The organism is Ruegeria sp. ABM4_193 (assembly GCF_056158705.1).
Genome location: NZ_JBSWTT010000001.1, coordinates 3,533,905 through 3,560,444, shown reverse-complemented (window position 1 = coordinate 3,560,444; position 26,540 = coordinate 3,533,905). Strand labels below are relative to the sequence as shown.

Sequence of the window (26,540 nt, the reverse complement as noted above, 5' to 3'; positions counted from 1 at the left end):
TATTTACGGATTAGGTCTGGGACCTGCAACCCCCATTTTGAAAAAACTTCACATTTCTCATCGTTTTCTTCAGTTCGTTAATGAAAACAACATATTACGTTAATAAATCAATCTCGCAGATGCGCTTTGAGCGCTCAGGAAACCTGAGAAACTAGGTGAAACGAACTTCAGAGGCGGAATCGCGGCGCGCAGAGGATCATCGGTACTCCAAAAGCCATTGAGAGCGCCGGTCTGCATCGGTCGAATATTTGGAGTAGCAACTTAAAGGCCTCAGTAACTGACTTGGCGTTATAATTGTTTTTTTACTAAAATCCCGCAGTGTTCCCAAAACCGCTAGATCAGGACGCCAAAGACCCAGCGGCCACTGCTGAAAGAAGTTGGGAGCACAGTATTGCAATTCGACTATGTCATCGTTGGCGGAGGTTCTGCGGGATCTGTACTGGCACATCGCCTCAGCGAAGATCCCAGCATACGCGTGTGTGTGCTTGAGGCCGGAGGCCGCGGCAATGGCATGGTTGTCAGGGTACCGTCCGCTGTTGTTGCAGCTTTGCCGGGGCGACCTCGAATTAACAACTGGGCCTTCGAGACCGTTCCGCAGCCCGGTTTGAATGGACGCAGGGGCTATCAACCACGTGGTAAGGCCCTGGGCGGTTCAAGTGCGATCAATGCGATGCTTTATATCCGGGGTCAACGACAAGACTATGATGGATGGGCGGACCTGGGGTGCGATGGGTGGGATTGGACCAGCGTATTGCCTTATTTCAAACGCGCTGAGAATAATGAGCAAGGCGCAGATGACATGCATGGCGATAGCGGACCTCTGCATGTCTCGCACCAAAAAGAACCGCGCCCTGTCACCCGCGCCTTTGTTGAAGCCGCTGAGCAATTGCAACACCGCAGCACAGACGACTTCAATCGCGGTGATAATGAAGGCGTTGGACTTTATCAGGTCACGCAGTTCCACGATCCGGCAAAAAATGGCGAGCGTTGCTCTGCTGCGGCGGCGTATCTGTTTCCAGCACTGAGCCGCCCCAACCTGACCGTCATCACACATGCCCATGTCAAAGAACTAACGTTCGAAGGAAGACGTGCCAGCGGAGTGACCTATCAGAAAAAAGGCAAAGGCGCAGATTTCACGGTGACCGCCACGCGCGAAGTCTTGCTGTGCGCCGGTGCGTTGAAGTCGCCGCAACTGTTACAGCTATCCGGCATTGGTGCGATAGGTGATCTGAAACCGCACGGAATCGCCATACGTCATGAGTTGCCGGGCGTTGGACAAAACCTGCAGGACCATCTGGACTTCATTCTCACGTACCGCAGTAAAGACACAAACACATTCGGTATAGGTCCTGTGGGGGCCGCCCGACTGCTTGGACATATTTACAGGTGGCGCAAGACAGGTGTATCCATGGCTGCCACCCCGTTTGCCGAAGGCGCGGCTTTTCTGAAAACCAGCCCAGATCTCGAGCGCCCGGATATTCAGCTGCATTTCACTATCGCAATGGTTGATGATCACGCTCGCAAACTGCATTACGGATACGGATATGGTTGCCATATCTGCAAGTTACGCCCAGACAGCCGCGGAACAGTCGGGCTGCGCAGTGCTGACCCGATGGACACACCCAACATCGACCCGGCCTTTCTGTCAGACGACAGGGATATTGAGACCATGATCAAAGGGGCGCGTATGACACGGGACATCCTCGAAGCGCCCGCTTTGGCGAAATACCGACACAAAGAGATGTTCGGAACAGATAGCGCCCAAACCGACGCGGATTGGGAAAAGCACATCCGCGCCCGCGCCGATACAATTTATCACCCGGTCGGCACCTGCAAAATGGGGCACGACCCGATGGCGGTGGTGGATCCCGAACTGCGCGTACATGGCATAGAAGGGCTGCGCGTAGTCGACGCGTCGGTCATGCCAACACTTGTGTCTGGCAATACAAACGCGCCAACCATCATGATTGCGGAAAAAGCGGCGGACATGATCAAGGCAGCAGCGTGTTAAAGTGCTATTGGCCTTTCATCAAAGCGTCTAACCCGACCCTGTAGTTGGGGTAGATCAATCTCACGCCCAACTCGTCCTTGATCCGACTGTTCCGCACACGCTTGTTCTCATTATAGAAGCTGCGCGCCATTGGCGTCAGGTCGGCCTCTTCAAAGGATACCGCCGGCGGAAGGGGAAGACCTTGCAACTCAGCAGCGTAACCAATGACGTCCTGGGGCGGGACTGGTTCATCGTCACATACATTGTAGACGCGACCCGGGTTGGGCTTAGTCATCGAGGCTTCAAGGATTTGCGCGATGTCTTCCACGTGAATGCGCGAAAACACCTGCCCCGGCTTGATGATACGTCGCAACCCTCCGCGTTTAAGCTTGGAAAAGGGACCTCGGCCCGGGCCATAGATGCCAGCCAGCCGGAAGATATGTACCGGCAGGCCGGGAACAGATGACCATTGCTGCTCGGCCAACATGCGCCATTTGCCGCGTTTGGCGGTCGGAGCCGGAGGCGTGTCTTCGTCAACCCATCCGCCTTGATGATCGCCATAAACGGCAGTTGTCGACAAATACCCAACCCATGTGAATTGCGCCGCGCGGCGGGCGATTTCCTCACCCAGCGCCGCCAAAACCGGATCGCCCTCTGCATTCGGGGCGGTCGAAATCAGAAGATGCGTCACCCCATCCAGAGTCGGTTCCTGTCCAGGCCAGACCAACGGCTCGGCACCCGAGTCTCGGATGGCTGCCATGCCTTCGTTGTCACGTGTGGTGCCAAAAATGCGCCAGCCTTTCGGAGCAATATGTCGGGACAGGGCCTGTGCGGAATAACCATGGCCAAATGAGAAAAGCGTCTGAGTCATGCCCCTTTGATGGGCCTCAGTGCACCGGGATGCAAGCGCTGCATGGACGCACTTGAATCGAATCTTTGGATGCGGCTTTCTGTTGGGTATGAGCGACAAGAAACCCGATTTGCATTCGGCCTATGCGCTGAACTCCCCGAATGAACACAAACGCCTCTATGCGGAGTGGGCCGGGGATTATGATGACGGCTTCGCCGCGCGCGCGGATTACCAGCTTCACACCCACACCGCACGGGCATTCGTGGGTGCAGGCGGTCAGGGCCCGGTTCTGGATGTCGGCGCGGGCACAGGTCTTTGCGGCGCAGTGTTGTCCGGGCTAGGCGTTGGGCCTATTGATGCGACCGATATCAGCGCGGAAATGCTGGATCAGGCCATGCGCAAGGATATCTACCGCGACGCGATTGAAGCAGACCTGACCCAGGGCATTCCGGTACCGCGTGAAAGCTATTCCGGCATCGTCTCTTCCGGGACCTTCACCCACGGCCATCTCGGCCCCCAGGTCTTTCCCGCGCTTTTGCGTGTCGCACGGCCTGGTGCGCAGTTCGCTCTTTCGATCAATGCCCGTCATTTCGAAAAAATGGGTTTCGCAGAAAAACTGCGTCAATTGGAACAGGGTCAGATTCGAAATCTGACACTGCCCGAAGTTCGTATTTATGGCGATCTTGCTGCTGGCCCCAACAAAGACGACACGGCGTTCATTGCTTTGTTTGAGCGGGTTTAAACTGAGGCAATCAGACCGAAACCATCAGGTGTACATCTGCTTTTTGTACGCGCGCGTACGCGTCGTCGCCTCAGCCGAGCCATCGTGGTAGGTGCCGAACCACTTGTCGAACGGGATTTCGGACGTGCCGTAGTTGCACTCGAAATACCTGTGGTGAAGCTGGTGAAAGAAATCCCCAGCTCGCGCGGCCTCGGTCTCGCCAGCTTTCAATTTTTCGAACCCTGAATGGGACAGAACCGGGCTGATCTGCTGGAATGAACTGTGAAACAGCAGATGCAGCGGATGAGACGGCACAATCAGGTGGATGAAGTAGGTGGTGAAATACAGCAGGTTTTCATACCAGTGGTTCGAAATCCCAGACCAGGGCCCGATATTAACATTGCGGTGATGCACGGCGTGGACGTATTTGTAGAGCTTTGGGTGATGCTCTAGCCGGTGCACCCAGTAAAAGTGCAAGCCGGACCACATCGGAATGAACATCATCCACACGGCAAACCAAACCGGAGCTTCAGCCCAGGTGATCGTCGGCGCCCAGCCATTGGCCATCGCCCAGTAAATGATCCACTGATATACGGTGGCCACTGTCATGGCGCTGCCCAGTGTCCACCAGATATTGTCCCAAACCTGATTGCGGAAGGTAAACGTTCCGTTGTTCCGCGTCAGATCCCGCCGGTCGAACTTCTTATACATGCCCTGCCCTTTTCGCATGTAAAGCCACCAATGCAGCCCCCCAGCCACCAGGATTTGCGGCACCATGTTCAACAGCCAGATCCGAAACATCCAGCCGGGCGCAAAGCTCTGCATTGTCTCTAATGAAGGGAAAAAGAAGGCATAGGCCGTTACCGCCAGGACCATGCACAAGGTCAGGGAAGTGATTTGCAGCCACGCGCCGCTGTACCATTTCAGAACAGCCGCGGGACGCGGTGGCCAGCTGAACAATGGGTTCAGGCCTACGGGACCTTCGGGGTGATAGTGCCAGCGGGCGGTTTCGGGATCCGGGGCGATATCCGTCATGATGCTCTCTTTAGGATGTGCAGTCAGGTTGCGTAGTCTGATTCCTCTGCGTCGAGAATCGCCTTGATCTCACGCAGGTGGGCTTCGGCCTGGTCGGGGTAGTCGTCCAGTTCTTGTGCGGTTTTCTCGGCAATCTCATCCGAAAGCACACGCAGGGGCAGGCCCGTTTGCAATGCGCGGATATACGTCTCGGCCGCGCGTTCAAAGTAATACAGCCGGTTGAACGTATCTGCGGGATCGCTGCCGATGATCAGCACGCCATGATTGCCCATGATCATGACCTTTTTCTTTGGGTCCGTCAGCATCCCGGCACAGCGTTCGCCTTCGCTTTCGAAGGCTAGCCCGCCGAACTCTTGATCAATCACATAGCGATTGTAGAAGGTTGCCGTGTTCTGATCGATCGGCGGCAAGGTGCTGTCGGCCAACGAAGCCAGAACTGTCGCAAAGATCGAATGCACGTGCATGACGCAACGCGCATGCGGACAGTGGCGATGAATTGACCCATGCAACCCCCATGCGGTGGGGTCCGGCGCGCCGGGTTGGGACATCACGTCAGGATCGTTGGCATCCAACAACAACAAGTCTGACGCGCGAATGCGCGAGAAATGCGCCTGATTGGGATTCATCAGGAACTGCGTACCGTCCTCGTTCACTGCAAGGCTGAAATGGTTGGCGACGGCCTCGTGCATGTTCAGCCGCGCGGTCCAGCGGAACGCGGCAGCCATATCCACACGCTCGGACCAGTGATCGATATTGGGGCGAAGGTTGGTAACACTCATGCGGCGGCTCCTGTTGCGGTTGACCTTGGATAAAGCCTGCATTTGACTTGCGCGTTTGACCAACGAAAAAAACAAAGCTATCCCATTAGCTGAACTTATGCCGGGGTTATGTCGATGCAGAACAAACTGCCTCCGCTGGGCTGGCTGCGCACGTTTGAGGCCGCAGCACGGCATCTGTCTTTCACTGGCGCAGCGCGGGATCTGAACATGACGCAAAGCGCTGTCAGTCAGCAGATAAAATCGTTGGAAGGCCATCTGGGGCAACCCTTATTCCTGCGCCGCCCCAAAGCGTTAGAACTGACCGAGGCCGGAATCACCTATTTACCAGTGGTCCGAGAAGCGTTTCGGACGCTTATGCGCGGCACACAGGCTGTCACCGGTGCGCAGCCAAACGCGGTTCAAGTGCAATGCAACATCAGCTTTGCCGTCAATTGGCTGGCCCCACGCCTGCCGATGTTTCAGGCAGAGCGCCCAGATGTACAGTTAAATATCTTCACCGAACTATGGGAACCAAGAGAGATGGCCGAAGGTGCTGCGGTTGAGATTCGCTTTTCGTTGCGCCCATCAGACACCACCCGGACCGAGATGCTGCGCACTGAACACTATTATCCGGTCTGTGCCCCGGGATATCAGGTGAAACTGGACAATCTTCAGGAAAAGCCGTTGTTTGATTGCTCTAATCTGCTGTCCAATTGGTCAAGCTGGGCAGAAGAACAGGGTCTAACATGGGGAAACCCATCGATTACCTATGCAACAACCTATCTGGTTTGCCTTTCTGCAGCCATGGCGGGCGGGGGCCTGTGCCTTGCGCATGACGCCATTGCACACCACCTGATCGAACGCGGGCAGCTTGTCGCGCCGTTTGAACATCGCGCGCCGATGCCCGAGGCATATTATCTGCTGTTGTCCCCGCAGGCCGAGGACACGCCCGGAGCTGTGGCCTTTGCGAATTGGATTCGGCGCGAGATTGCGCCAGCCACGTAACCCGGCAAGCTTTCGCCTTTGCCCAAGGTCACTGCGCACCTGTCCAATGGCCGGGCGGCATGGGCGCGCTGCAAGTGGATGCAGGACAAGCAGGAATTTATGATCTGTTTGTGACAGCGCAGAACCGGGGTTGCACCCGCTGGCGCATTCGTGAAAGTTGAGCCATGGAATATACACCCTTCCCCAGCTGGCCCGACGTCGCCCCCAAATTGATCGCAGTTGCCGCCGGACGCGACGCCGCCGACACCGTAATTCAGGGCGGAATCTGGGTAAACGTACATACACGCGAACTGTTGCCGGATCATTCGGTTGCGATTGCAGCCGGGCGGATTGCTTTTGTCGGGCCCGACGCCTCGCACTGCATAGGCCCGGAAACACAGATCATCGAAGCGCGTGGCAGCTATATTCTGCCCGGCCTGTGCGACGCGCATATGCACATCGAATCTGGTATGCTCACCCCTGCCGAATTCGCACGCGCGGTCATCCCGCACGGTACGACCAGCATGTTCACCGATCCGCATGAGATCGCCAATGTGCTTGGTCTGGACGGTGTGCGCATGATGCATGACGAAGCCATGATGCAGCCGGTCAACATCTTCACCCAGATGCCGTCCTGCGCCCCATCTGCCCCGGGGCTGGAAACGACCGGTTATGAAATCACGCCCGAAGATGTGACGGAAGCCATGAACTGGCCCGGTATCATCGGGCTAGGTGAAATGATGAATTTTCCCGGCGTGATCCATGGCGACCCCAAGATGCTGGCCGAGATTGCAGCCACGCAACGGGCGGGTAAAACCGTGGGCGGACATTACGCTTCGCCCGATTTAGGGTCTGATTTTGCAGCCTATGTGGCCGGTGGACCAGCGGATGATCACGAAGGCACCTGCGAAGCCGACGCCATTGCCCGGGTGCGGCAGGGAATGCGGTCGATGATGCGTTTGGGATCAGCCTGGTACGATGTCGAAAGTCAGATCACCGCCGTGACCGAGAAAGGGCTGGATCCGCGTAACTTCATTCTGTGCACCGACGATTGCCACTCGGGCACGTTGGTCAATGACGGGCATATGAACCGTGTCGTGCGCCACGCCATTGCCTGTGGATGTGACCCTTTGATCGCGCTGCAAATGGCAACGATCAATACAGCGTCGCATTTTGGGCTGGAACGTGAAATCGGGTCCGTGACACCGGGGCGCAGGGCAGACATCCTTCTCAGCTCGGACCTGACGAGCTTGCCGATCGAAACAGTGATCGCCCGTGGGAAAGTGGTTGCGGAAAACGGTAAGATTGCGGTGGATTGCCCGCATTTGAACTGGCCCGAAAAGGCACGTAACACCGTTCACTTGGGGCACGATCTGAGCGCGACCGATTTTGAGATCAAGGCCCCGGACGGGGCGAACCGGGTGCGGGCCAATGTCATCGGTGTGGTGGAAAACCAGGCCCCGACCAAAGCGTTGAAAGCTGAACTGCCGATCATAGGTGGGCTGGTCGAGGGCGAAGGTGATGTCTGCCAGATCGCTTTGGTCGAACGGCACCGCGCAACAGGCGGAGTGACCAACGCATTTGTCTCGGGCTTTGGCTATCAGGGCAAGATGGCCATGGCCTCGACCGTGGCGCATGACAGTCACCACATGATCGTCGTCGGCACGGACCGGGAACAGATGGCCTTGGCCGCCAACCGTCTGGCCGAAGTGGGTGGTGGCATCACCCTGTTCCGAGACGGGCAGGAACTGGCTTTGGTGGAATTGCCCATAGCTGGCCTGATGTCCGACAGCCCCGCCGCCGAGGTCGCAGCCAAGGCCGACAAGATGGTGCAAGCCATGCAGGACTGTGGCTGTAAATTAAACAACGCGTATATGCAGCACTCACTACTGGCGCTGGTCGTGATTCCAGAGCTTCGAATCTCGGACCTCGGGCTGGTGGACGTACGCACCTTTGAAAAAATCGACCTTTTGGAACCTTTGGCATGACGACCCTTCTGACCCCTGAATCACAAGCGCCAGAGCAATTCACTGATCCGGCAGCCGCCGTTGCTCGTCTGGAAGAGCTTTACACACAAGCCACGGAATTCCTGTGCGACAGCTTTTCAAAAGCGATGCAGGAAGGTGCCCCATCCGCGCGGTACAGAGCCTATTACCCGGAAATTCGCATCCGAACGTCCACATACGCGCAGGTCGACAGCCGCCTGAGCTTTGGCCACGTTTCTGAACCCGGTGTCCATGCCACCACCGTAACGCGGCCCGATCTGTTCCGGTCTTACTTAACCCAACAGATCGCTTTGTTGATCAAGAATCACGGCCAGCCAGTCACGATTGCAGCCTCGGACACACCCATCCCGGTGCATTTCGCAGTGGCAAACAATTCAGATCTGGTTGTGCCACATCAGGGCGCGGCCGCGTTTACACTGCGCGATGTGTTTGACGTGCCGGATCTGAGCACCACCAACGACGACATCGTCAACGGTGTACACGATCACGAGGATGTCGTCGGTCCATTGTCGCTGTTTACCGCCCAACGCGTGGATTATTCTCTGGCCCGTCTGGCGCATTACACGGCGACCGATGCAAGCCATTTTCAGAATCATGTACTGTTCACGAACTATCAGTTCTATGTCTCAGAGTTCGAAAACTACGCCCGCGAGCAATTGGCAGATCCCGCCAGCGGCTATACCAGCTTTGTCTCAACCGGAAACGCCGAGATCACGGACCCAGAGGCAGCGATCGAACAACCGCTGAAACTGCCGCAGATGCCGACCTATCACCTCAAGCGGAAAGACGGTTCGGGGATCACTCTGGTGAATATCGGCGTTGGCCCGTCCAACGCAAAAACCGCAACAGACCATATCGCCGTTCTGCGCCCTCATGCCTGGTTGATGGTTGGCCATTGCGCCGGGTTGCGTAACACGCAAGCCTTGGGCGACTTTGTACTGGCCCATGCCTATCTCCGTGACGACAAGGTTCTGGACGACGATTTGCCTGTCTGGGTTCCGATTCCTCCGTTGGCCGAGGTTCAGGTGGCGCTGGAACGCGCCGTGGCTGAAGTGACGGAGTTGGAAGGCTATGAGCTGAAGCGGATCATGCGGACAGGAACTGTGGCCTCGGTCGATAACCGCAACTGGGAATTGCGTGATCAAACCGGCCCGGTCCAGCGTCTCAGCCAATCGCGCGCAATTGCGCTGGACATGGAGAGCGCGACCATTGCTGCAAACGGCTATCGCTTCCGCGTACCCTACGGCACTTTGCTGTGCGTTTCGGACAAGCCGTTACACGGTGAACTGAAACTGCCAGGTATGGCATCGTCCTTCTATACCACTCAGGTCAGCCGTCATCTGGCCATCGGTATCAAGGCGATGGAGCACTTGCGCGGCATGCCGCTTGAGCGGTTACACAGCCGGAAATTGCGTTCCTTTGACGAAACAGCCTTCCTCTGACGCAAAAAAGCAACGTTTTCCCCATATTTTTAGGGGTTTCAGCGCTACTATTCGTTGTGTTCGCCCACAATATCCCGTTACAGTTACGCGGTGAGGCCCTATAGATCGGGCACGTTAAGGAGACCAAGAAATGGCAAAGCCTATGACTAAGACTCAGCTGGTTGCTGCTCTCGCTGAGGAAATGGGAACCGACAAGAAATCCGCGAATGCGGCGCTGGAGGCCATCACCGGCCTGATCACCCGCGAAGTTTCTGCCGGTGGCGCAGTGACGCTGCCCGGCGTCGGCAAAATCTACTGCCGCGAGCGCCCCGAGCGTCAGGTCCGCAACCCGGCCACTGGTGAAACCTTCACCAAAGAAGCCGACAAGGTTGTGAAAATGACCATCGCGAAAGCGCTGAAGGACAGCGTGAACGGCTAAGTTCCGTTTTTTCGACATGATCAAGGGCCGCCAATTGGGGGCCCTTTTTCTTTGGCTTCAATGCAAGCTCAGCAAGACCTCCAGGTCACGGCGACTCAACCGCTCCATCAGCGACCGTTCGTCAGACGTCAGCTTCGCGTCATCGCGAATATACTTTTCCAGATGCAAGGCAATGTCACTTGTCGGTCTGTAATACAGATCGGGATCAAGTTGGCTAAGTGCTTCGACCAGACGCATCAGAATTTTCTTCTGTTTCTCTGAGTCAAGATCTTTGCGTTTTTCTTCCAGCACTCTGCACACCTTTCGTCTTTCCCGGTGAAACATAGCGCAAACCTGATGGTCGCCAAGATGCAACGAAAAAGGGGCACCTTTGGGGTGCCCCTCGGATCAGTGATTTGATCGACGATTAGTGAACCGTCTCAACCTTATGGAAGTCCAGATCGCGGCCTTCAGGCATCGCATCGATGCTCAACACCTCTTTGCGCTTGGTGATCAGGATATAGACCACGCAGGCGAGGTACAGACCAACAACCACCGCGCCGATCCACTGGATTTGCAGCCACTGGCTTTGGAAAAGCAAAGTCAGGACGAACAGCAGCACAACGTTGCCCGCCACATAAGGGGCCTTACCGAACCGCTCAACCGTCATGTTCAGGTTGTCTGTGTACAGGCGGATCAGCGAGTCGAGCGAGTTGATCACAAAGGTCACGCCAACGATCACCATCGCGATGTTGGTGATACCAGCGGTGCTGATGCCGTTGAGGTGGTAATAGTACAGAACCGTGAACCAGATACCCAGCGGGATGGACGGAAAGATCAACAGTGCCGCCAGTAATTGCCACGTGGTCAGACCGCCCACAAAGCGCGAGGTGAACTGACCGATCATGATCGACCAAGCGAACCACCAGAACAGGTAGAAGGCGTGATAGTCGGTCAGCGGCAGGACAAACTTGTGCAGGTTGGCGAAATAGGCACCAATATTGCTGCCGGTTTCCACAAACCCGGTTACGCCCATGCCTGCTGCGGCCCACATACCGAGGATCAAAGCCAGGAACAGGAAGGTCGAACCCACCGACAGGATGCGTACGTATTTCAGGTCAGTCGACGAATAGGCCGCCGCCAGGATAACCACGAAGACGATGATGTAGAACGTGGTTACGACGGACTCGCCGTCTCCGACTTCAGGCAAGTAGCCGGGCAGATAGATCAGGAACAGGCTGGCGGTGAAAGCGCAGGTGCCGATGATGACCACGTTGTTGATCAACTTGACCAGAGGGATCTCAAAGAATTTCACACGCGGTTCGATTACGCAGAAATAGAAGGCTGTCAGGAAATAGAACGCCCAGATCAGGAAGCCCCAGAACCCAAACTCGATTGCCAACGGATTGGCGAATGCATAAGCAGGGTCTTCGGCATAGCCGCCGAATTCAGTCAGAGGGAACATGATCAGGCCGACATCCAGTCCGGATGTGAACAGGATCGCGATGAACGTGAACAGATGAACCGGTGTCACACCAACGCAACGCAGGTTCCACCATTTCACGACGAAGAAAGCGACCAGGCCCAATGCCAGCAGGACGCCAAAAGATAGAATGTACTCCAGAAGCACTGACAAACCTCCCTTGTTTGGTCAGATCGTCAAGCCGTTATAGTTTATTGGCTGATCAATCAATAAAAACATGCACAAATCACACCGCATGTTACCTGCGTGTCTTTTTTGGCGCAGGCAACTTGCAGCGAGTTGGAAAATCGGGAACAGTCCGCCCAACATGACAGGGGGTCTCCATGGATCTGCGCGCCATAGCCATGGGGCTTACATTTGCTCTGATCTGGTCGTCTGCCTTTACCTCGGCGCGTATTATCGTTGCAGATGCCTCGCCTTTGTTTTCGCTGGCATTGCGGTTTCTGATTTCTGGTGTTCTGGGCGTGATGATTGCAAGGGCGATGGGCCAAAGCTGGCACCTGACCCGGAACCAGTGGCGCGCAACGATCCTGTTCGGAATTTGCCAAAATGCCCTTTATTTGGGTCTAAACTTCTATGCGATGCAGACAGTTGAAGCCTCGGTCGCCGCCATTATCGCATCCACAATGCCCTTGTTGGTGGCGCTGGCAGGGTGGTTGATTTTCAAGGAGAAGTTACGCCCGCTTGGTATACTTGGTTTGTTCGCAGGTTTCGCAGGTGTTGCGCTGATCATGAGCAATCGGGTCAGTGCGGGAGTCGATATGTTCGGGGTCGCGCTTTGCGGTATCGGGGCCCTAGCGTTGACATTTGCCACGCTCGCGGTTCGCGGCGCGACGTCTGGTGGGAACTTTATGATGGTGGTAGGGCTTCAAATGTTGGTTGGCTCAGCGGCCTTGTTTGTCGCAGCACCTATCTTTGAAACCATTTATATCCACCCGACTCTGCCACTGGCGCTGGCGTTCACTTATACCACTTTGTTCCCCGGGCTGCTCGCGACGCTGATTTGGTTCTTGCTGCTGGACCGCATTGGTGCCGTCAGGGCGGCAACATTTCATTTCCTCAACCCTGTATTCGGGGTCACAATCGCGGCGATCCTGCTGGGCGAAAAGTTAGGAGCCATGGATGCCGTTGGCGTGGGCGTCACAACACTTGGCATTCTTGCCGTCCAACTCTCGCGGCAACCCGCTCAGGGCAGCAAAGCTTCGACCTGAGACAACAGCTTGCGAGAATCGGGTTTGACGTTCGAACCATAGGTCGCAACCACTTCGCCCGCTGGATCGATCAGGATCTTGTTAAAGTTCCACTTGGGCGTGAACCCAGTCTGGGCGGCGACGGCTTTGTAAAACGGGTGGGCGTCTTTTCCCTTAACCGGCGTAATATCTGTCATCGGCAACGTCAGCCCATAGTTCATCTCGCAGAACTGTTTTACCTCTTCGGCGGACCCAAGTTCCTGATTGAACGAATCTGAGGGGACAGCAAGAACGACCAACCCTTTGTCGGAATAAGCCTCATACACCTTTTGTAGAGCCGCATACTGTCCGGTGAACCCACACTGTGACGCGGTATTGACCACCAGTACGGGTTGGCCACGCCAATCTTCAATGGCCAATGTACCCCCGTCGATCGAGGCGAACTCACCTGTCAACGGCGCGGCCTGAACGGCACGTCCCAGCAAGATCAGGGCAGTCAAAAGCAGCAATCTGAACATGTCTTGTCCTCCCTTTAAATCTGATACGCGGTTCGTCAGTCTTCAGATCACTTGCACGACTGCGAGAGCCGGTTGAAATATCGCTTTGCTTTCCCCTCTGCAGTCCCCAGATTATGGCACAATACTTTACCAGCCGGAGGATCCATGACCCGCTATACCAAAGACCCCACGGCCATCGCTGCGCTTTCGCCCGAAGAATTTCACGTCACTCAACGCAGTGGAACTGAACGTCCAGGCACCGGAAAATACCTGAACAACAAGGAACCGGGGATCTATGTGGACATCGTATCAGGTGAGCCGCTTTTCGCCTCGACCCACAAATACGAATCCGGGTGCGGCTGGCCCAGTTTCACCAAACCGATTATCCATGAACATGTGGAAGAGTTTCGCGATACAACGCATGGTATGATCCGGACCGAGGTCCGCTCGAAACACGGCGACAGCCATCTGGGGCATGTCTTCCCCGACGGTCCACGCGAACATGGCGGGCTACGCTATTGCATCAACTCCGCCTCTCTTCGGTTCGTCCATCGCGATGAAATGGAAGCCGAAGGATATGGCGAATATCTGATTCATGTGGAGGACATCTGATGACCGAACAACGCGCTGTACTGGCCGGAGGCTGCTTTTGGGGCATGCAGGACCTGATCCGCAAAATGCCGGGCGTTTCACGCACCCGCGTCGGTTACACCGGCGGCGATGTGCCCAACGCGACCTATCGCAACCACGGCACCCACGCCGAGGGCATCGAGATCTGGTTCGATCCGTCGCAGATCAGCTATCGCGACCTGTTGGAGTTCTTTTTCCAAATCCACGACCCGACTACGATTAACCGTCAAGGCAACGATCGCGGCATGAGCTATCGCTCGGCGATCTATTATGTGGACGACGCTCAGCAGCAGGTTGCGGTCGATACCATCGCTGACGTGAACGCCAGTGGCCTGTGGCCCGGCAAGGTCGTGACCGAAGTTGAACCTGTCGGAGATTTCTGGGAGGCCGAGCCAGAGCACCAGGATTATCTGGAACGCATTCCGAACGGCTATACCTGCCACTTCCCGCGCCCGGATTGGGTCCTTCCTAAACGCGCCAGCGCCGCAGAATAAAGCACCACCTGCCCGGCCCCTCTGAACTCTTCAGGGGGGCTAGCCTGTCGCCACCCTTGGTCGCCCGCTTGCCTCGACCGTAATCATGGCTTCGACAAAAACATCCTTGGCCTCGACCCGCGCCGTTTTGATATCGCGATCCACGATCACCCGGATATCTTCCGCGCCGGCTTCTCTGACTGCACTCTCGGCTTCGAATTTCAGAATCCGCTCCAACAACGCCAGCGCTTCATCCGATGCAGAAAAATCCTGTGGCCCGTCCTCAAGATGCACACGATACCGCCCTTCGGTCGGTGACGTGACCGTACCAGACCGCCGCAATGTCAGCCGTCCAACAACCGCACCGATCGCATTCGCTACGCCAGCGTGCTCGGGCAGGATCATGCGACAGTGCAACCGCTCACCCACTGCGGGGTAATAGCTGGGGGCTGACGCTCCAAGGCCCACCACATCCACGTTCAACGCGGCATTTAACGACAACAACCCACGATGTTGCGCCAACCCACGCTGCGTCAACACATGCCGCGCCAATTCCTGAGGTGACAATCCGAAATCATCCTGCTCTTCGTCAAAAGCAGCCTCTAACAAAGTCAAACTGGTCTGTTCCGTCAATTGATCCACGATCATCTGCGCCAATGCCTCTGGCGAATTTGCCAGCATGTCCCCGGATCCGACCCGTTTCCGGGCCACCAGCACCAAGGCCTTGCGTGCAGCTTCAGAATCCCAAGCGTCGACGCGGCCCAATACATGACTCGCGTCCGACGGCGTCACGCCCGAGACCTGGACGATCCCGCGGTCGACCAAGCGATTCAGTGCGCCATTCTCCATCCGCGACCGCAGCAGTGCGCCAAGCGGAAGAACCTGATCGCCCAGACGTTCCAACAACATCTCTTCCCGAGCGCCGACACCATCAGCATGCACACCCGGCACGCGTCGTACAAATCGGGTGTCGTGCTCGCCCACCGTGGTCGCCCGCAATTGTTCGTCCAGAATGGCGTGCACAACTTCGGGCGCTTCCGCTGCGATCAAAGACACGGGCAGAACACGCCGGGGGCCCAGAAACACGCCACCCTGCAATCCTTCGGTCACAACATGAACCTGGCTGTCCCCACCCAAACCATGTGTGCGCATCGCCACAGCCTCGACCATGGTTCGAAATCCACCAACCTGCGCGCCGCCCGGATCAATAGCTGGCTTGCCGTCCCGGATCAGCGCTACATCAGTTGTGGTGCCTCCGATATCCGACACCAGCGCATTGTCAGCCCCGGTCAGCCAGCGCGCCCCGACAATCGAAGCCGCCGGTCCACTCAGGATGGTCTCAATCGGGCGCTCCCGCGCCTGTTCGGCGCTCATCAAAGCTCCATCGCCACGCACAACCATCATCGGGGCCGAGATTCCCAGAACGCGCAATTGATCTTGCGCGCGCCCGATCAAGCGGTCGATCATTCCAATCAGACGCGCATTCAGCACCGCCGTCACAGCACGTTTCGGCCCGTTCAACTTGGCCGACAAATGATGCGAACATGTCACCGGCGCACCGGTCCTTTCAGATACGATCCGCGCCGCCTCCAGTTCATGCGCTGGATTACGGGTTGCGAATTGGGCCGCAATCGCAAAGCCAGAAATCCCTTTGTGAGTGTCTAAAAACTGCTCCAAGGCGGCAGTATCCAGCGGCGCAGCTTCGCCGCCGGAATGTGTATGACCACCCGCAATCACAAGCGCCGGATCATCTTTCAGCGCGTCCTTCAAGCCATGCTTTACCAGATCACCCGTCTTGAACCCGATATAGATCAGCGCGACACGTCCACCCTGCCCTTCAACCAGAGCATTTGTGGCCAGTGTCGTGGACAATGACGCCATCGCAATCTGCTCCGGCGAGACCTGGGCGTCTTCCAGCACGGCAGAGATCGCCTTGCCCACACCAATGGCCAAATCCGCACGCGTGGTCAGCGACTTGGCCGAGGCGATCACCTCTTTCTCATCCCGGATCAACACCGCATCGGTATAGGTTCCGCCCGTATCCACCCCCAAAGACAGAGTCATCGGGTCCTCCTTACTGTTCGCTGCGATTGGGTGTAGCGGTTATGCGCGACGCGTCCAGCCTGTTTGCGGCATTTATGACAGCTGTTCTACCGCCCAGCGCGCCGCGTCGGCCACGGTTTCATCCGGGTCGCTTGTCAATACCTGTGCAACCGGCCTCAAGTTTGACTGCCCCGAGTTTCCAATGGCGTAAAGCACATTCCGGACGAACCGGTCCCGGCCGATGCGCTTGATGGGCGAACCAGAGAACATCGCACGAAAGGCCGCATCATCCAGCGCCGCCAGCTCTGTCAGCGACGGTGCTTTCAAATCAGCCCGGGCGGCATAGCGTATATCGCTGGCAGCAACAGCAAACTTGTTCCAGGGACAAGCCGCCAAGCAGTCATCGCAACCATAGATCCGATTGCCCATCTTATTGCGCAACTCGGGCTCAACGGGACCTTTATGTTCAATGGTCAGGTAGGAAATGCACCGCCGTGCATCCAATTGATACGGGGCTGGAAACGCATCGGTCGGGCAGCAGTCCAGACAGGCGCGACACGAACCACAGTGATCTACCTCCGGCGCGTCCGACGGTAACTCAATTGTCGTAAAAACAGAGCCTATAAAAGCCCAATTCCCCCATTCACGACTGACAAGGTTGGTGTGCTTGCCCTGCCACCCAAGGCCAGCAGCATGCCCCAAGGCCTTTTCCGGAACCGGAGCGGTGTCGACAAAAACCTTTACCTCGCCCCCCGCTTCAGCAATCAACCATCGCGCCAATCGCTTGAGGCGTTTCTTGACCAGATCATGGTAATCCTTGTTCTGTGCATAAACGGAAATAGCGCCGCGATCCGGATGGTTCAGAACCTCTGTCGGGTTATGCTCTGGCGTGTAGCTTTCAGCCAACATGATCACAGACCGCGCCTCAGGCCACAGGGCAGCGGGATCACCGCGCCAATGCACCCGCTCAGCCATCCACCCCATCTGTCCGTGATACCCGGCCTCCAAAAACGCCCCAAGGCGTTCGGGCACCTGCGGAACATCCCAAGGACGGCACACGCGGCACGACACAAACCCCTCTGCCAGGGCCTGTTGCACCAGCTTTTTCTTCAGGTCCGATCCGCTCTTCATCTGGCCCAAAATACCTCCGGGGGAATCGCGCCCCCGGCGCGATGGGGGCAGGCAGCCCCCTACTGAACCCTATCAGAAATCCAGATCGGCGTAATGAGGCGGCGGCCGAAACCCTGGCACCTGATCCGCCAGAATGGACCGAAACGCCGGGCGCGACTTGATCTTCGCGTACCAATCCTTGACCACCTGGCTGCGGTTCCAGTCTACGTCCGAGATATAATCCAGCGCCGACAAATGTGCCGCCGCCGCGAAATCGGCCAAAGTCATTTGATCCCCGGCCAGCCATCGGCGGTGATCCAGCAGCCAGGCCATATAGTCCAGATGATACTTGATCGCCTTGGCACCCTGTTTGACATTCTTGCTGTCCGGGTATCCCTGACCGGTCACCTTCTTGTTCACTCGCTCATATAAAAGCTTCGATGTCACTTCGTGATGGAACTTGTCGTCAAACCATCCCACAAGGCGACGAACTTCAAACCGAGCTTCGGGGTTTTTCGGCATCAAGGGCGGTTCGGGGCGAGTTTCTTCGATATATTCGCAGATCGCCGCACTTTCCGACATGACTTGCCCGTCCAAACGCAACACCGGCACTTTTCCCGCCGGATTTCGGCGCAGAAAGTCCGGATCCTGTTCCCAGTATCGCTCCTCGACCAATTCAACTTCGATCTTCTTCTCGGCCAAAGACAATCGGACCTTGCGGCAATACGGAGAGAGGGGAACGTGAAACAGACGCGCCATGGGCTTCCAATCGAACCAGTGAATACCCGACTGATTTAGCCCTTGAGGGCAGCGGGTTTCAATCCTCGAAACAATCTGCGCGACCATCTGCGCGGATGGTGGCCGCCCCGTCCAGAATCGAAGCCGCGCGTCGACGCGTGCGCACACTTGGGTCTGTGACCGAACGATTGCGCGGTGATGGCAGAATGGCAGCAATCCGGGCCGCCTGAACAGAAGTCAATTGCGCAGCACTTCGGTTGAAATAGCGCTGTGCCGCTGCTTCAACGCCAAACACGCCGTTACCGGTTTCTGCAACGTTCAGATAGACCTCGAGAATACGCTGCTTGCTCCAGAAGATCTCAACCACCGGGGTGATTGAGGTTTCCATCGCCTTCCTCACCCAGCTGCGCCCTTGCCAGAGAAACACGTTCTTCACCACCTGCTGCGTGATAGTCGACGCACCGCGATTGCCGCCGCCTTCAAGTGCGTCACGTATGGCTTCAACATCGAATCCCCAGTGCTGGCAGAAATTCGCATCTTCCGCCGCGACGACCGATCGGGCCATGATCGGGGAAATCTCTTCTATCGGAACCCACTCGCGTTCAACTTTGCCCAATCGCCGCCACTCGGACCATATGGTGTGGGTTACCGGCGGGTTTACAACCGAATAGAACAAGACCAAGGCGACCACGAGGCCGGCAATCGCCAAAGCGGCACGTGTCGCCCAACGACGGACCGTTTGGGCCACAGTTGATTTCCGTTTGGTCGCCTTACTTTTTTTTCCGCCTGATTTGCGGGCTGCTTTCTTCGCCATATCTCAGCTATACGACGCGTCGCCGGGGTTTGAAACGGCCTAAATTCCCAAGGCGCGCGCCTCTCGCGGGTGGACGACCGGGCGCGCCGTTTCCAGCGACATCGGGTCCGCTCCGGCCAGTTCAGGAAACAGGTGCAACACTTCGCTTTGGGTCTCTCGGTCCGCGGCCGTCAAAGCATGACCCGGATAATAGCTTTCACTTTTTGCCCCATTGGCGATGACGATTTCATGCCTCTTGAACAGCAGGTGAACATATTCCACCTCCCCGCCTTCAACGCGGGTCACTGTATCGCCGTTGACAAGAACATGGGCCGCGATCAGCGCCTCGGCGTGTCCAAACAAGTAGGATGCGCGCCAATCCTCGATCAGCATTCTATGCTGCGGCGAGACAAGAAGCGGACAGTCCAGATCGAAAACGCCTGCCTCAAATCGGATTGGGGCCAGTTTCCCTTTGGCCTCGACCCTTGTGCGCCCAACCCAGATCAAGGGCTGAGGGCCATGGTCCAGTGTCGTGACCAGATCACCAGCTTTCAGGTCTTCCACCGCGCGGTCCCCGTCTGGGGTTGCAATCATAGTGCCCGGCGTGAAACAGGGCGGACCCAGAGTACCAACATCCAGCGGTCCCTGTGTGTTGACGAAACTTGTCGAAACCAACGTCCCTGGCTGTAAAACCTGACCGTCTGTCGGAGTGAACACCCGAGACCCATCGGCCAGATAGAACGTGGTTCCGACATAGGTGACATTGCCAACTCCGGTCACATTGATGGTGACCGTATCCCCTGGCCATGACGATGTGACGTCCTGCCCATTGACGGTATCACCACTGGGCGCATCGATTTCGTTGTCATCATCAACGTCCGTGAAATCGAAACTGGCGACAGCAATTGCCGTTCCCACAGGCGGAGGGTTCGCCGGATCAAAGGTGTAGAACTGGTCGCGATATGTTGTTGGCACTCTGCCGCCCCTGATTTACACCACGGGACTTCTGAAGCAGCCCATGGTTTTCGCTCGAATTCCGAGGAAGATTGGCGAAATTCCGGTGCACAGGCAAGAATCCCGAAAAAACAGTGTAAACAAACCAGGCCCCGCGTGGTGCAAATGACACGCGAGGCCCGTTATTTAGTGCTTTTCAGCCGATAAAGCTTTGCAGCAGGCTTTATTCTGCTGGAACTGCGGTGGCTTCGATGCTCAGCGGATGGCTCAGTTTATTCAGCATCTCTTTGGGGCACACTTGAAGGAAGTTGCCTTTTTCAACGTCCCAATGTTGCAAGATGTCTGCGGCTTTCCGGCTATAGGTCTCTTCTGCATGGCGCGTGATCAGCGCTTTCAGCTGCTCTTCCCAATGCGCGACAGAAACCGGGCAGGTGACAAGGGTTTCCATGTTCATCAGCGCTTGGGCTTTGCCTTCGGGATCATACAGATAGGCCATGCCACCTGTCATGCCGGCACCAAAATTGGCACCGATGTCGCCAAGGATCACCGCAACACCACCTGTCATGTATTCACAGCCATTCGAGCCACAGCCCTCGATCACCACCTTGGCGCCCGAGTTGCGCACGGCGAACCGCTCGCCCGCGCGACCGGCAGCAAACAGATGGCCATCGGTTGCACCGTACAAAACGGTGTTGCCGATGATGGTGTTCTCGTCTGCTTTCAGTGGGCTGACCTGCGGTGGGCGCACGACGATCATGCCACCCGAAAGTCCCTTGCCCACATAGTCGTTGGCATCGCCCGAAACTTCCAGCTTCAGACCCGGCGCGGCAAATGCACCCAATGACTGACCGGCAGATCCTTGCAGTTTCACGTGCAGGTGGTCGTCTTGGAACGTATTCCGCATACCAAAATTCTGAACGATATGACTGGAGACACGAGTACCCACCGTCCGATGCGTGTTCTGCACCGCGTAAGACAGTTGCATCTTCTCGCCGTCCTTCAGGAACCGCGCCGCGTCGCGCACGATTTCGGCGTCCAGAGTATCGGGTACAGCATTCCGATCCTTGTCGCGGTTGTAAACGATATTGTGTGCACCATCGACAGTGATCAGCAGCGGGTTCAGGTCCAGATCATCCAGATGTGCAGACCCACGGCTGACCTGAGCCAGCAGGTCAGCACGGCCGATGATCTCATCCATCGAGCGGGCACCAAGGCTGGCCAGAAGCTCACGCACTTCCTGCGCGTAGAAGGTGATCAGGTTCACCACCTTGTCCGCATTTCCGGTGAACTTGGCGCGCAGGCTTTCGTCTTGCGTACACACACCAACCGGACAGGTGTTCGATTGGCACTGACGCACCATGATACAGCCCATCGCAATCAGCGCAGCAGTGCCGATCCCGTATTCTTCGGCCCCCATCATCGCGGCCATAACAATGTCACGTCCAGTGCGCAGGCCACCATCGGTCCGCAAGGTTACGCGGTCGCGCAAGTTGTTCATCGCCAACACCTGATGCGCTTCGGTCAGGCCCATCTCCCACGGTAGGCCCGCGTATTTGATCGAGGTCGCTGGTGACGCACCAGTTCCGCCATTGTGACCCGAAATAAGGATAATATCGGCTTTTGCCTTGGCCACACCGGCAGCAATTGTGCCAACGCCCGAAGATGCGACCAGCTTGACTGTCACCTTGCAACGCGGGTTGATCTGCTTGAGGTCATAGATCAACTGCGCCAGATCCTCGATCGAGTAGATATCGTGGTGCGGCGGCGGTGAGATCAGCGTCACGCCCTTGGTCGAATGACGCAGACGCGCGATCAGGTCGGTGACCTTCATGCCCGGCAGCTGACCACCCTCACCCGGTTTGGCACCTTGAGCCACCTTGATCTCAAGCTCTTCGCACTGGTTCAGGTATTCTGCGGTTACACCAAACCGGCCCGAAGCCACCTGTTTGATCTTAGCGGATGGGTTGTCGCCATTGGGCTCGGGCACGAAATGAGCCGGATCTTCGCCACCCTCGCCTGAATCGGATTTCGCACCAATCCGGTTCATCGCCACGTTCAGCGTCTTATGCGCCTCGGGGCTGAGTGCACCCAAAGACATGCCCGGCGTGACAAAGCGCTTGCGGATCGAGGTGATCGATTCGACCTCTTCAATCGGGATCGCGTTGCCCATGGGTTTGAAATCCATCAGGTCGCGCAAGTGGATCGGCGGATTCGATTGCATCTTGGCCGAATACTGCTTCCACAACTCATAAGAAGCGCGGTTACAGGCCATTTGCATCATGTGCATCGAGGTCGCTTCCCACGCGTGGGTTTCACCCGATTTCCTCGCCTTGTAGAAACCACCAATAGGCAGAACATCCAGACCGCTGTCCCAAGCCTTAGCGTGGATGTCTTCAAGCTTGGCTTGAATACCCGTCACACCGATCCCCGAAATCCGGCTGGTCATGCCCGGGAAATACTCGGCCACCATGGCGCGGCTGAGGCCCACGGCCTCAAAGTTCAGCCCGCCACGATAGGACGAGATCACCGAAATACCCATCTTGGCCATAATCTTCAGCAGGCCCTGATCGATAGCTTCGCGATAACGGGCGACATTCTCGGTCAGGGTTCCGTCCAACAGACCACGATCAATGCGATCGGACAGAGAATCTTCTGCCAGATAGGCATTCACTACGGTCGCACCGCACCCGATCAGAACGGCAAAATAATGCGGGTCGATACATTCAGCGGAACGCACGTTCAAAGAGCAGAACGTCCGTAGCCCTTGCCGGGTCAGGTGTGAGTGAATTGCACTGGTTGCCAAAATCATCGGCATCGCAATCCGGCCCTCGCCCGTGTTCATGTCAGACAACACGATATGTCCTGCACCGGACCGAACGGCTTCTTCTGATTCGGCTCTAACACGGGCTAAAGCGACACTCAGTGCACCACGGCCAGATTCAAAGCTACAGTCGATTTCAACCAAGGGCGCATCAAAATTTTCGACCAACTTGTCCCATTGGGCGTTTCCAACAAAGGGGCTTTCCAGAACGATGATCTCGGTTTGGCTGCTGTCCTCATCCAACACGTTCTTGAGGTTGGCAAAGCGTGTTTTCAGCGACATCACCCGGTATTCGCGCAAACTGTCGATCGGTGGGTTGGTCACCTGACTAAAGTTCTGGCGGAAGAAATGGCTGAGTGGCCGGTACTGTTTCGACAAAACAGCCGAGGGCGTGTCGTCCCCCATTGAAGCAAGCGCTTCTTTGCCATCCTCGGCCATCGGGGCAAGGATCTGCTCTAGCTCTTCGACCGAATACCCCGCAGCGATCTGACGCTTACGCAGCTCTTCGCCAGAAAAAATCGGGGCTTCGCTGACACCGGCCAACGTGTCGTCCAGATCGTTGATCTTGCCAACCCACTCACCAAAGGGCAACGCACGTGCCAGTTTGTCCTTGATCTGTCTGTCGCGGTACAGCTTGCCTTTCTTCATGTCCACGGCCAGCATCTGACCGGGGCCAAGCGCGCCTTTTTCAGTGACGCTTGCCTCGTCGATCGGAACCATGCCCGCCTCGGACCCTGCAATGACAAGCCCGTCACCGGTAACCACATAGCGCATGGGGCGCAGACCGTTCCGATCCAGTCCGGCACAGACCCAACGACCATCGGTCATCGCCAGTGCAGCAGGTCCATCCCACGGCTCCATCACCGAGTTGCAGTAGGAATACATGTCGCGCCACGCCTGAGGCAGCTCTACCGCCTGTTTGGACCAGCTTTCCGGGACCAGCATGGTTTTCGCCATGGGCGCAGACCGGCCGGCACGCACCAAAACCTCGAAAACCGAGTCTAATGCGGCCGAATCCGACGATCCGCCAGCGATGATCGGCTTGATGTCCTCAGCGTAGTCACCAAAAGAACCACTGGCCATGCGGATCTCATGGCTTTTCATCCAATTTATATTGCCTTTCAGCGTGTTGATCTCGCCGTTATGGGCCAACATTCGGAAGGGTTGAGCCAGCCACCACTGCGGGAACGTATTGGTGGAGTAACGCTGGTGATAGATCGCAAAAGCGGACTCAAAGCGCTCGTCCATCAGGTCGGGATAGAACACGGCGACCTGTTCGGCCAGCATCATGCCCTTGTAGATGATCGAACGGCAGGACAACGACGCCAGATAAAGCCCTGAAATACCCGCGGCAGTCGCGGCTTTTTCGATGCGGCGCCGGATCACGTATAGCTCACGCTCAAATGTCTCTTCGTCCACACCCTTGGAGTTCGAGATCAGAATCTGTTCGATCTCGGGGCGGGTCGCATTGGCTTTTTCGCCCAGGCAAGTCACATCGACCGGCACGTGACGCCAGCCATAGATGTAGTAGCCCATGCGCAGAACTTCGGTTTCCACGATGGTCCGGCAGCTTTCCTGTGCACCAAAATCTGTGCGCGGCAGGAATACCTGGCCCACAGCGATAAGCTCGTCCAGTTTGGGTTCGTGCCCCGTACGGCGAATTTGGTCATAAAAAAGGGAACAGGGATCTGAACGTGAATACCCGCGCCGTCGCCGGTTTTACCGTCAGCGTCCACAGCACCACGGTGCCAAATCGCCTTTAGTGCATCAATCCCCGCGTCCACCACCTTGCGTGACGGCTTACCATCTACAGATACAACTAGGCCCACACCACACGATGAATGCTCTTCTTCCTTGGAATAGAGACCGTTTTCCGCCATCCATTCGCGTTTGGCTTCCTCGGCTCGGACCCAATCGGCATCATATTTGGTCATTGGCTGTTTCCTTCTTTCAAGGGGACGTCTTGGCGTCGAACCCTGATAATCCTTGAGCTTATTCGGCTGCGATGGCCGCTTTGGCGTTGAAACGGTCGATGATCGCGTCAGCACAGTCGCGGCCGTCGCGGATCGCCCAGACGACCAGCGACGCACCGCGCACGATGTCACCAATGGCATAGACGCCATCCATTTCGGTCTCACCTGTCTGGAATGCAGCCTTAACGGTGCCCCAGCGTGTCACAGGCAAATCCGGTTGGCCGAACAGAGTGGGCAGGTCCTCAGGCTCAAAACCTAGCGCCTTGATGACCAGATCGGCCTCTTCCACATAATCCGCACCTTCGATGACTTCCGGAGCCTGACGGCCCGAAGCATCGGGTTGCCCCAGACGCATCTTCTGCACCATCACGCCGGTTACTTTGTCGTCACCGGTGAACCCTTTGGGCGCGCTGAGCCATTCAAAGACAACGCCTTCTTCCTCGGCATTTTGTGTTTCACGTTGCGAGCCAGGCATATTGGCTCGGTCGCGTCGGTACAGACATTTGACCGAGGTCGCGCCCTGACGGATCGAGGTACGCACACAGTCCATTGCCGTGTCGCCGCCACCGATCACAACCACTTTCTTGCCTTCAGCATTCAGGCGGCCATTGTCGAAGTCTTCTACGTCGTCGCCAAAGCTTTTACGGTTCGAGGCGGTCAGGAAATCGATGGCTTTCTCGATTCCACCCAACCCACTTCCTGGCATGGACAAGTCACGCGATTTATAAACGCCAGTTGCAATGATAACCGCGTCATGCTTGGCATGAATTTCTGCAAATTTCTCGGCGTCAACGTCGCAGTTCAGCTCAAATGTCACGCCGCCTTCAGCCAGCAGATCGTTGCGCCGTTGCACAACATCCTTTTCAAGTTTGAAACCCGGAATACCATACATCAACAATCCACCCGCACGATCATAACGGTCGTAGACAGTGACCTGAATTCCGGCGCGGCGCAGCATGTCTGCAGCGGCCAACCCACCGGGGCCGCCCCCGATAATACCCACACTTTCGCTGCGCTCTGCGGTGGGCGAAACAGGCTTCACCCAGCCTTTGTCCCAAGCGGTGTCGGTGATGTATTTCTCGATCGTGCCGATGGTCACGGTGCCATGACCCGATTGTTCGATCACACAATTGCCTTCGCACAAACGGTCCTGCGGGCAGATACGGCCGCAGATTTCAGGGAAGGTATTGGTCGCTTGGCTGGTCTGATACGCCTCTTCCAGACGACCGGTGGCCGTAAGGTTCAGCCAGTCGGGGATGTTGTTGTGCAGCGGGCAGTGCGACTGGCAATAGGGCACGCCACATTGGCTACACCGGCTGGCTTGTTCTTCCGCTTTGGCAGCGGCATATTCCGCATAGATCTCGTTGAAGTCTTCCTTGCGCACATCAGCGGCGCGTTTTTCCGGCATGTCCCGGTCGATCTGCACAAATTTCAGCATCGGTTGCTTGGCCACGGGTCAGACTCCATGAATTGGCTTGGTCCGGTTTCTTTACGAGATAGATTTACGAATTAAAAGTCAATTATACTGACCTAAATTGAGAAAATCGGTCGCTTGCAAGTCAATTCCAGAAAAAACAACCGAATTTTAGTTCCGATACGGACCTATTTGCGTGCTTTCCTTTCTTGTACCACCCTTATACCCATACAAGGAA

Annotated in this window: 21 protein-coding genes and 1 pseudogene; 9 read left to right on the top strand and 13 right to left on the bottom strand. The window is 56.6% G+C overall.

The annotated features are described in order from the left end of the window. The first annotated feature begins 391 nt into the window (after positions 1 to 391). Positions 392 to 2,011: a GMC family oxidoreductase gene (locus ACXADZ_RS17820; protein ID WP_475198427.1), complete on the top strand. Its 1,620-nt coding sequence runs from the start codon at positions 392 to 394 to the stop codon at positions 2,009 to 2,011. A gap of 4 nt (positions 2,012 to 2,015) precedes the next feature. Here the strand turns inward: ACXADZ_RS17820 and ACXADZ_RS17815 are convergent, their stop codons facing one another. Next, positions 2,016 to 2,861, bottom strand: a complete 846-nt coding sequence (locus ACXADZ_RS17815) for an SDR family oxidoreductase (RefSeq protein ID WP_475198425.1) — start codon at positions 2,859 to 2,861, stop codon at positions 2,016 to 2,018. Between the two features lie 88 nt (positions 2,862 to 2,949). Between ACXADZ_RS17815 and ACXADZ_RS17810 the strand changes: the two genes are divergently transcribed. Then, positions 2,950 to 3,582, top strand: coding sequence for a class I SAM-dependent DNA methyltransferase (locus tag ACXADZ_RS17810; RefSeq protein ID WP_475198423.1), 633 nt, complete (start codon positions 2,950 to 2,952; stop codon positions 3,580 to 3,582). 24 nt (positions 3,583 to 3,606) lie between these two features. Here ACXADZ_RS17810 and ACXADZ_RS17805 read toward each other — a convergent pair whose 3' ends face one another. Both ACXADZ_RS17805 and ACXADZ_RS17800 read right to left on the bottom strand, forming a co-directional pair. Further along, positions 3,607 to 4,596, bottom strand: a complete 990-nt coding sequence (locus tag ACXADZ_RS17805) for a sterol desaturase family protein (RefSeq protein ID WP_475198420.1) — start codon at positions 4,594 to 4,596, stop codon at positions 3,607 to 3,609. Between the two features lie 23 nt (positions 4,597 to 4,619). After that, positions 4,620 to 5,375: a class II aldolase and adducin N-terminal domain-containing protein gene (locus tag ACXADZ_RS17800; protein WP_171184778.1), complete on the bottom strand. Its 756-nt coding sequence runs from the start codon at positions 5,373 to 5,375 to the stop codon at positions 4,620 to 4,622. Positions 5,376 to 5,489: 114 nt separating this feature from the next. On the opposite strand from ACXADZ_RS17800, the gene ACXADZ_RS17795 reads away from it, so the two are divergent. The 4 genes from ACXADZ_RS17795 (at position 5,490) to ACXADZ_RS17780 (ending at position 10,204) form a co-directional block, all read left to right on the top strand. Beyond that, positions 5,490 to 6,359 carry a LysR family transcriptional regulator gene (locus tag ACXADZ_RS17795; RefSeq protein WP_475198413.1) on the top strand — a complete coding sequence of 290 codons (870 nt, stop codon included), beginning with the start codon at positions 5,490 to 5,492 and terminating at the stop codon, positions 6,357 to 6,359. Positions 6,360 to 6,523: 164 nt separating this feature from the next. After that, positions 6,524 to 8,326 carry an adenine deaminase gene (ade, locus tag ACXADZ_RS17790; protein WP_475198411.1) on the top strand — a complete coding sequence of 601 codons (1,803 nt, stop codon included), beginning with the start codon at positions 6,524 to 6,526 and terminating at the stop codon, positions 8,324 to 8,326. Next, positions 8,323 to 9,786 (top strand): AMP nucleosidase, encoded by a 1,464-nt coding sequence (locus tag ACXADZ_RS17785; protein WP_475198409.1) that lies wholly within the window; start codon positions 8,323 to 8,325, stop codon positions 9,784 to 9,786. Before ade ends, ACXADZ_RS17785 begins: the two co-directional genes overlap by 4 nt. A gap of 130 nt (positions 9,787 to 9,916) precedes the next feature. Beyond that, positions 9,917 to 10,204, top strand: coding sequence for an HU family DNA-binding protein (locus ACXADZ_RS17780; protein WP_068347305.1), 288 nt, complete (start codon positions 9,917 to 9,919; stop codon positions 10,202 to 10,204). Between the two features lie 57 nt (positions 10,205 to 10,261). Here the strand turns inward: ACXADZ_RS17780 and ACXADZ_RS17775 are convergent, their stop codons facing one another. Then, positions 10,262 to 10,495 carry a hypothetical protein gene (locus ACXADZ_RS17775; RefSeq protein ID WP_475198404.1) on the bottom strand — a complete coding sequence of 78 codons (234 nt, stop codon included), beginning with the start codon at positions 10,493 to 10,495 and terminating at the stop codon, positions 10,262 to 10,264. 115 nt (positions 10,496 to 10,610) lie between these two features. Then, complete coding sequence (locus tag ACXADZ_RS17770) at positions 10,611 to 11,807, bottom strand: BCCT family transporter (protein WP_475198607.1); 1,197 nt, start codon at positions 11,805 to 11,807, stop codon at positions 10,611 to 10,613. Positions 11,808 to 11,989: 182 nt separating this feature from the next. On the opposite strand from ACXADZ_RS17770, the gene ACXADZ_RS17765 reads away from it, so the two are divergent. Continuing rightward, positions 11,990 to 12,877, top strand: a complete 888-nt coding sequence (locus ACXADZ_RS17765) for a DMT family transporter (protein WP_475198398.1) — start codon at positions 11,990 to 11,992, stop codon at positions 12,875 to 12,877. On the opposite strand, the gene ACXADZ_RS17760 is transcribed toward ACXADZ_RS17765, so the two are convergent. Continuing rightward, entirely contained in the window at positions 12,853 to 13,374 is a 522-nt protein-coding gene (locus tag ACXADZ_RS17760) for a glutathione peroxidase (protein ID WP_475198395.1), read from the bottom strand. The two genes, ACXADZ_RS17765 and ACXADZ_RS17760, sit on opposite strands and share 25 nt — an antisense overlap. A 144-nt stretch (positions 13,375 to 13,518) precedes the next feature. Here ACXADZ_RS17760 and msrB point away from each other — a divergent pair, with 144 nt between their 5' ends. Both msrB and msrA read left to right on the top strand, forming a co-directional pair. Continuing rightward, entirely contained in the window at positions 13,519 to 13,965 is a 447-nt protein-coding gene (msrB, locus tag ACXADZ_RS17755) for a peptide-methionine (R)-S-oxide reductase MsrB (RefSeq protein ID WP_171184768.1), read from the top strand. Further along, positions 13,965 to 14,477 carry a peptide-methionine (S)-S-oxide reductase MsrA gene (msrA, locus tag ACXADZ_RS17750; RefSeq protein WP_171092693.1) on the top strand — a complete coding sequence of 171 codons (513 nt, stop codon included), beginning with the start codon at positions 13,965 to 13,967 and terminating at the stop codon, positions 14,475 to 14,477. Before msrB ends, msrA begins: the two co-directional genes overlap by 1 nt. A gap of 39 nt (positions 14,478 to 14,516) precedes the next feature. Here the strand turns inward: msrA and ACXADZ_RS17745 are convergent, their stop codons facing one another. From ACXADZ_RS17745 to ACXADZ_RS17715, 7 genes and pseudogenes are all read right to left on the bottom strand, one after another. After that, on the bottom strand, positions 14,517 to 16,520 hold the full coding sequence (locus ACXADZ_RS17745) for a hydantoinase/oxoprolinase family protein (RefSeq protein WP_475198386.1): 2,004 nt from the start codon (positions 16,518 to 16,520) through the stop codon (positions 14,517 to 14,519). A gap of 72 nt (positions 16,521 to 16,592) precedes the next feature. Next, positions 16,593 to 17,630 (bottom strand): tRNA epoxyqueuosine(34) reductase QueG, encoded by a 1,038-nt coding sequence (gene queG / locus ACXADZ_RS17740; protein WP_475198384.1) that lies wholly within the window; start codon positions 17,628 to 17,630, stop codon positions 16,593 to 16,595. A 72-nt stretch (positions 17,631 to 17,702) separates the two neighbouring features. Further along, positions 17,703 to 18,368: an FtsZ-binding protein FzlA gene (gene fzlA / locus ACXADZ_RS17735; protein WP_475198381.1), complete on the bottom strand. Its 666-nt coding sequence runs from the start codon at positions 18,366 to 18,368 to the stop codon at positions 17,703 to 17,705. Positions 18,369 to 18,426: 58 nt separating this feature from the next. Then, a complete protein-coding gene (gene mtgA / locus ACXADZ_RS17730) occupies positions 18,427 to 19,161 on the bottom strand; it encodes a monofunctional biosynthetic peptidoglycan transglycosylase (RefSeq protein ID WP_171184762.1) in 735 nt (244 codons plus the stop codon). Between the two features lie 39 nt (positions 19,162 to 19,200). Continuing rightward, complete coding sequence (locus ACXADZ_RS17725; protein WP_475198376.1) at positions 19,201 to 20,115, bottom strand: Hint domain-containing protein; 915 nt, start codon at positions 20,113 to 20,115, stop codon at positions 19,201 to 19,203. 202 nt (positions 20,116 to 20,317) lie between these two features. Further along, positions 20,318 to 24,849, bottom strand: a pseudogene (gene gltB, locus ACXADZ_RS17720) (glutamate synthase large subunit). A gap of 58 nt (positions 24,850 to 24,907) precedes the next feature. After that, positions 24,908 to 26,341 (bottom strand): NAD(P)-dependent oxidoreductase, encoded by a 1,434-nt coding sequence (locus ACXADZ_RS17715; RefSeq protein WP_171669967.1) that lies wholly within the window; start codon positions 26,339 to 26,341, stop codon positions 24,908 to 24,910. Positions 26,342 to 26,540: the final 199 nt, after the last annotated feature.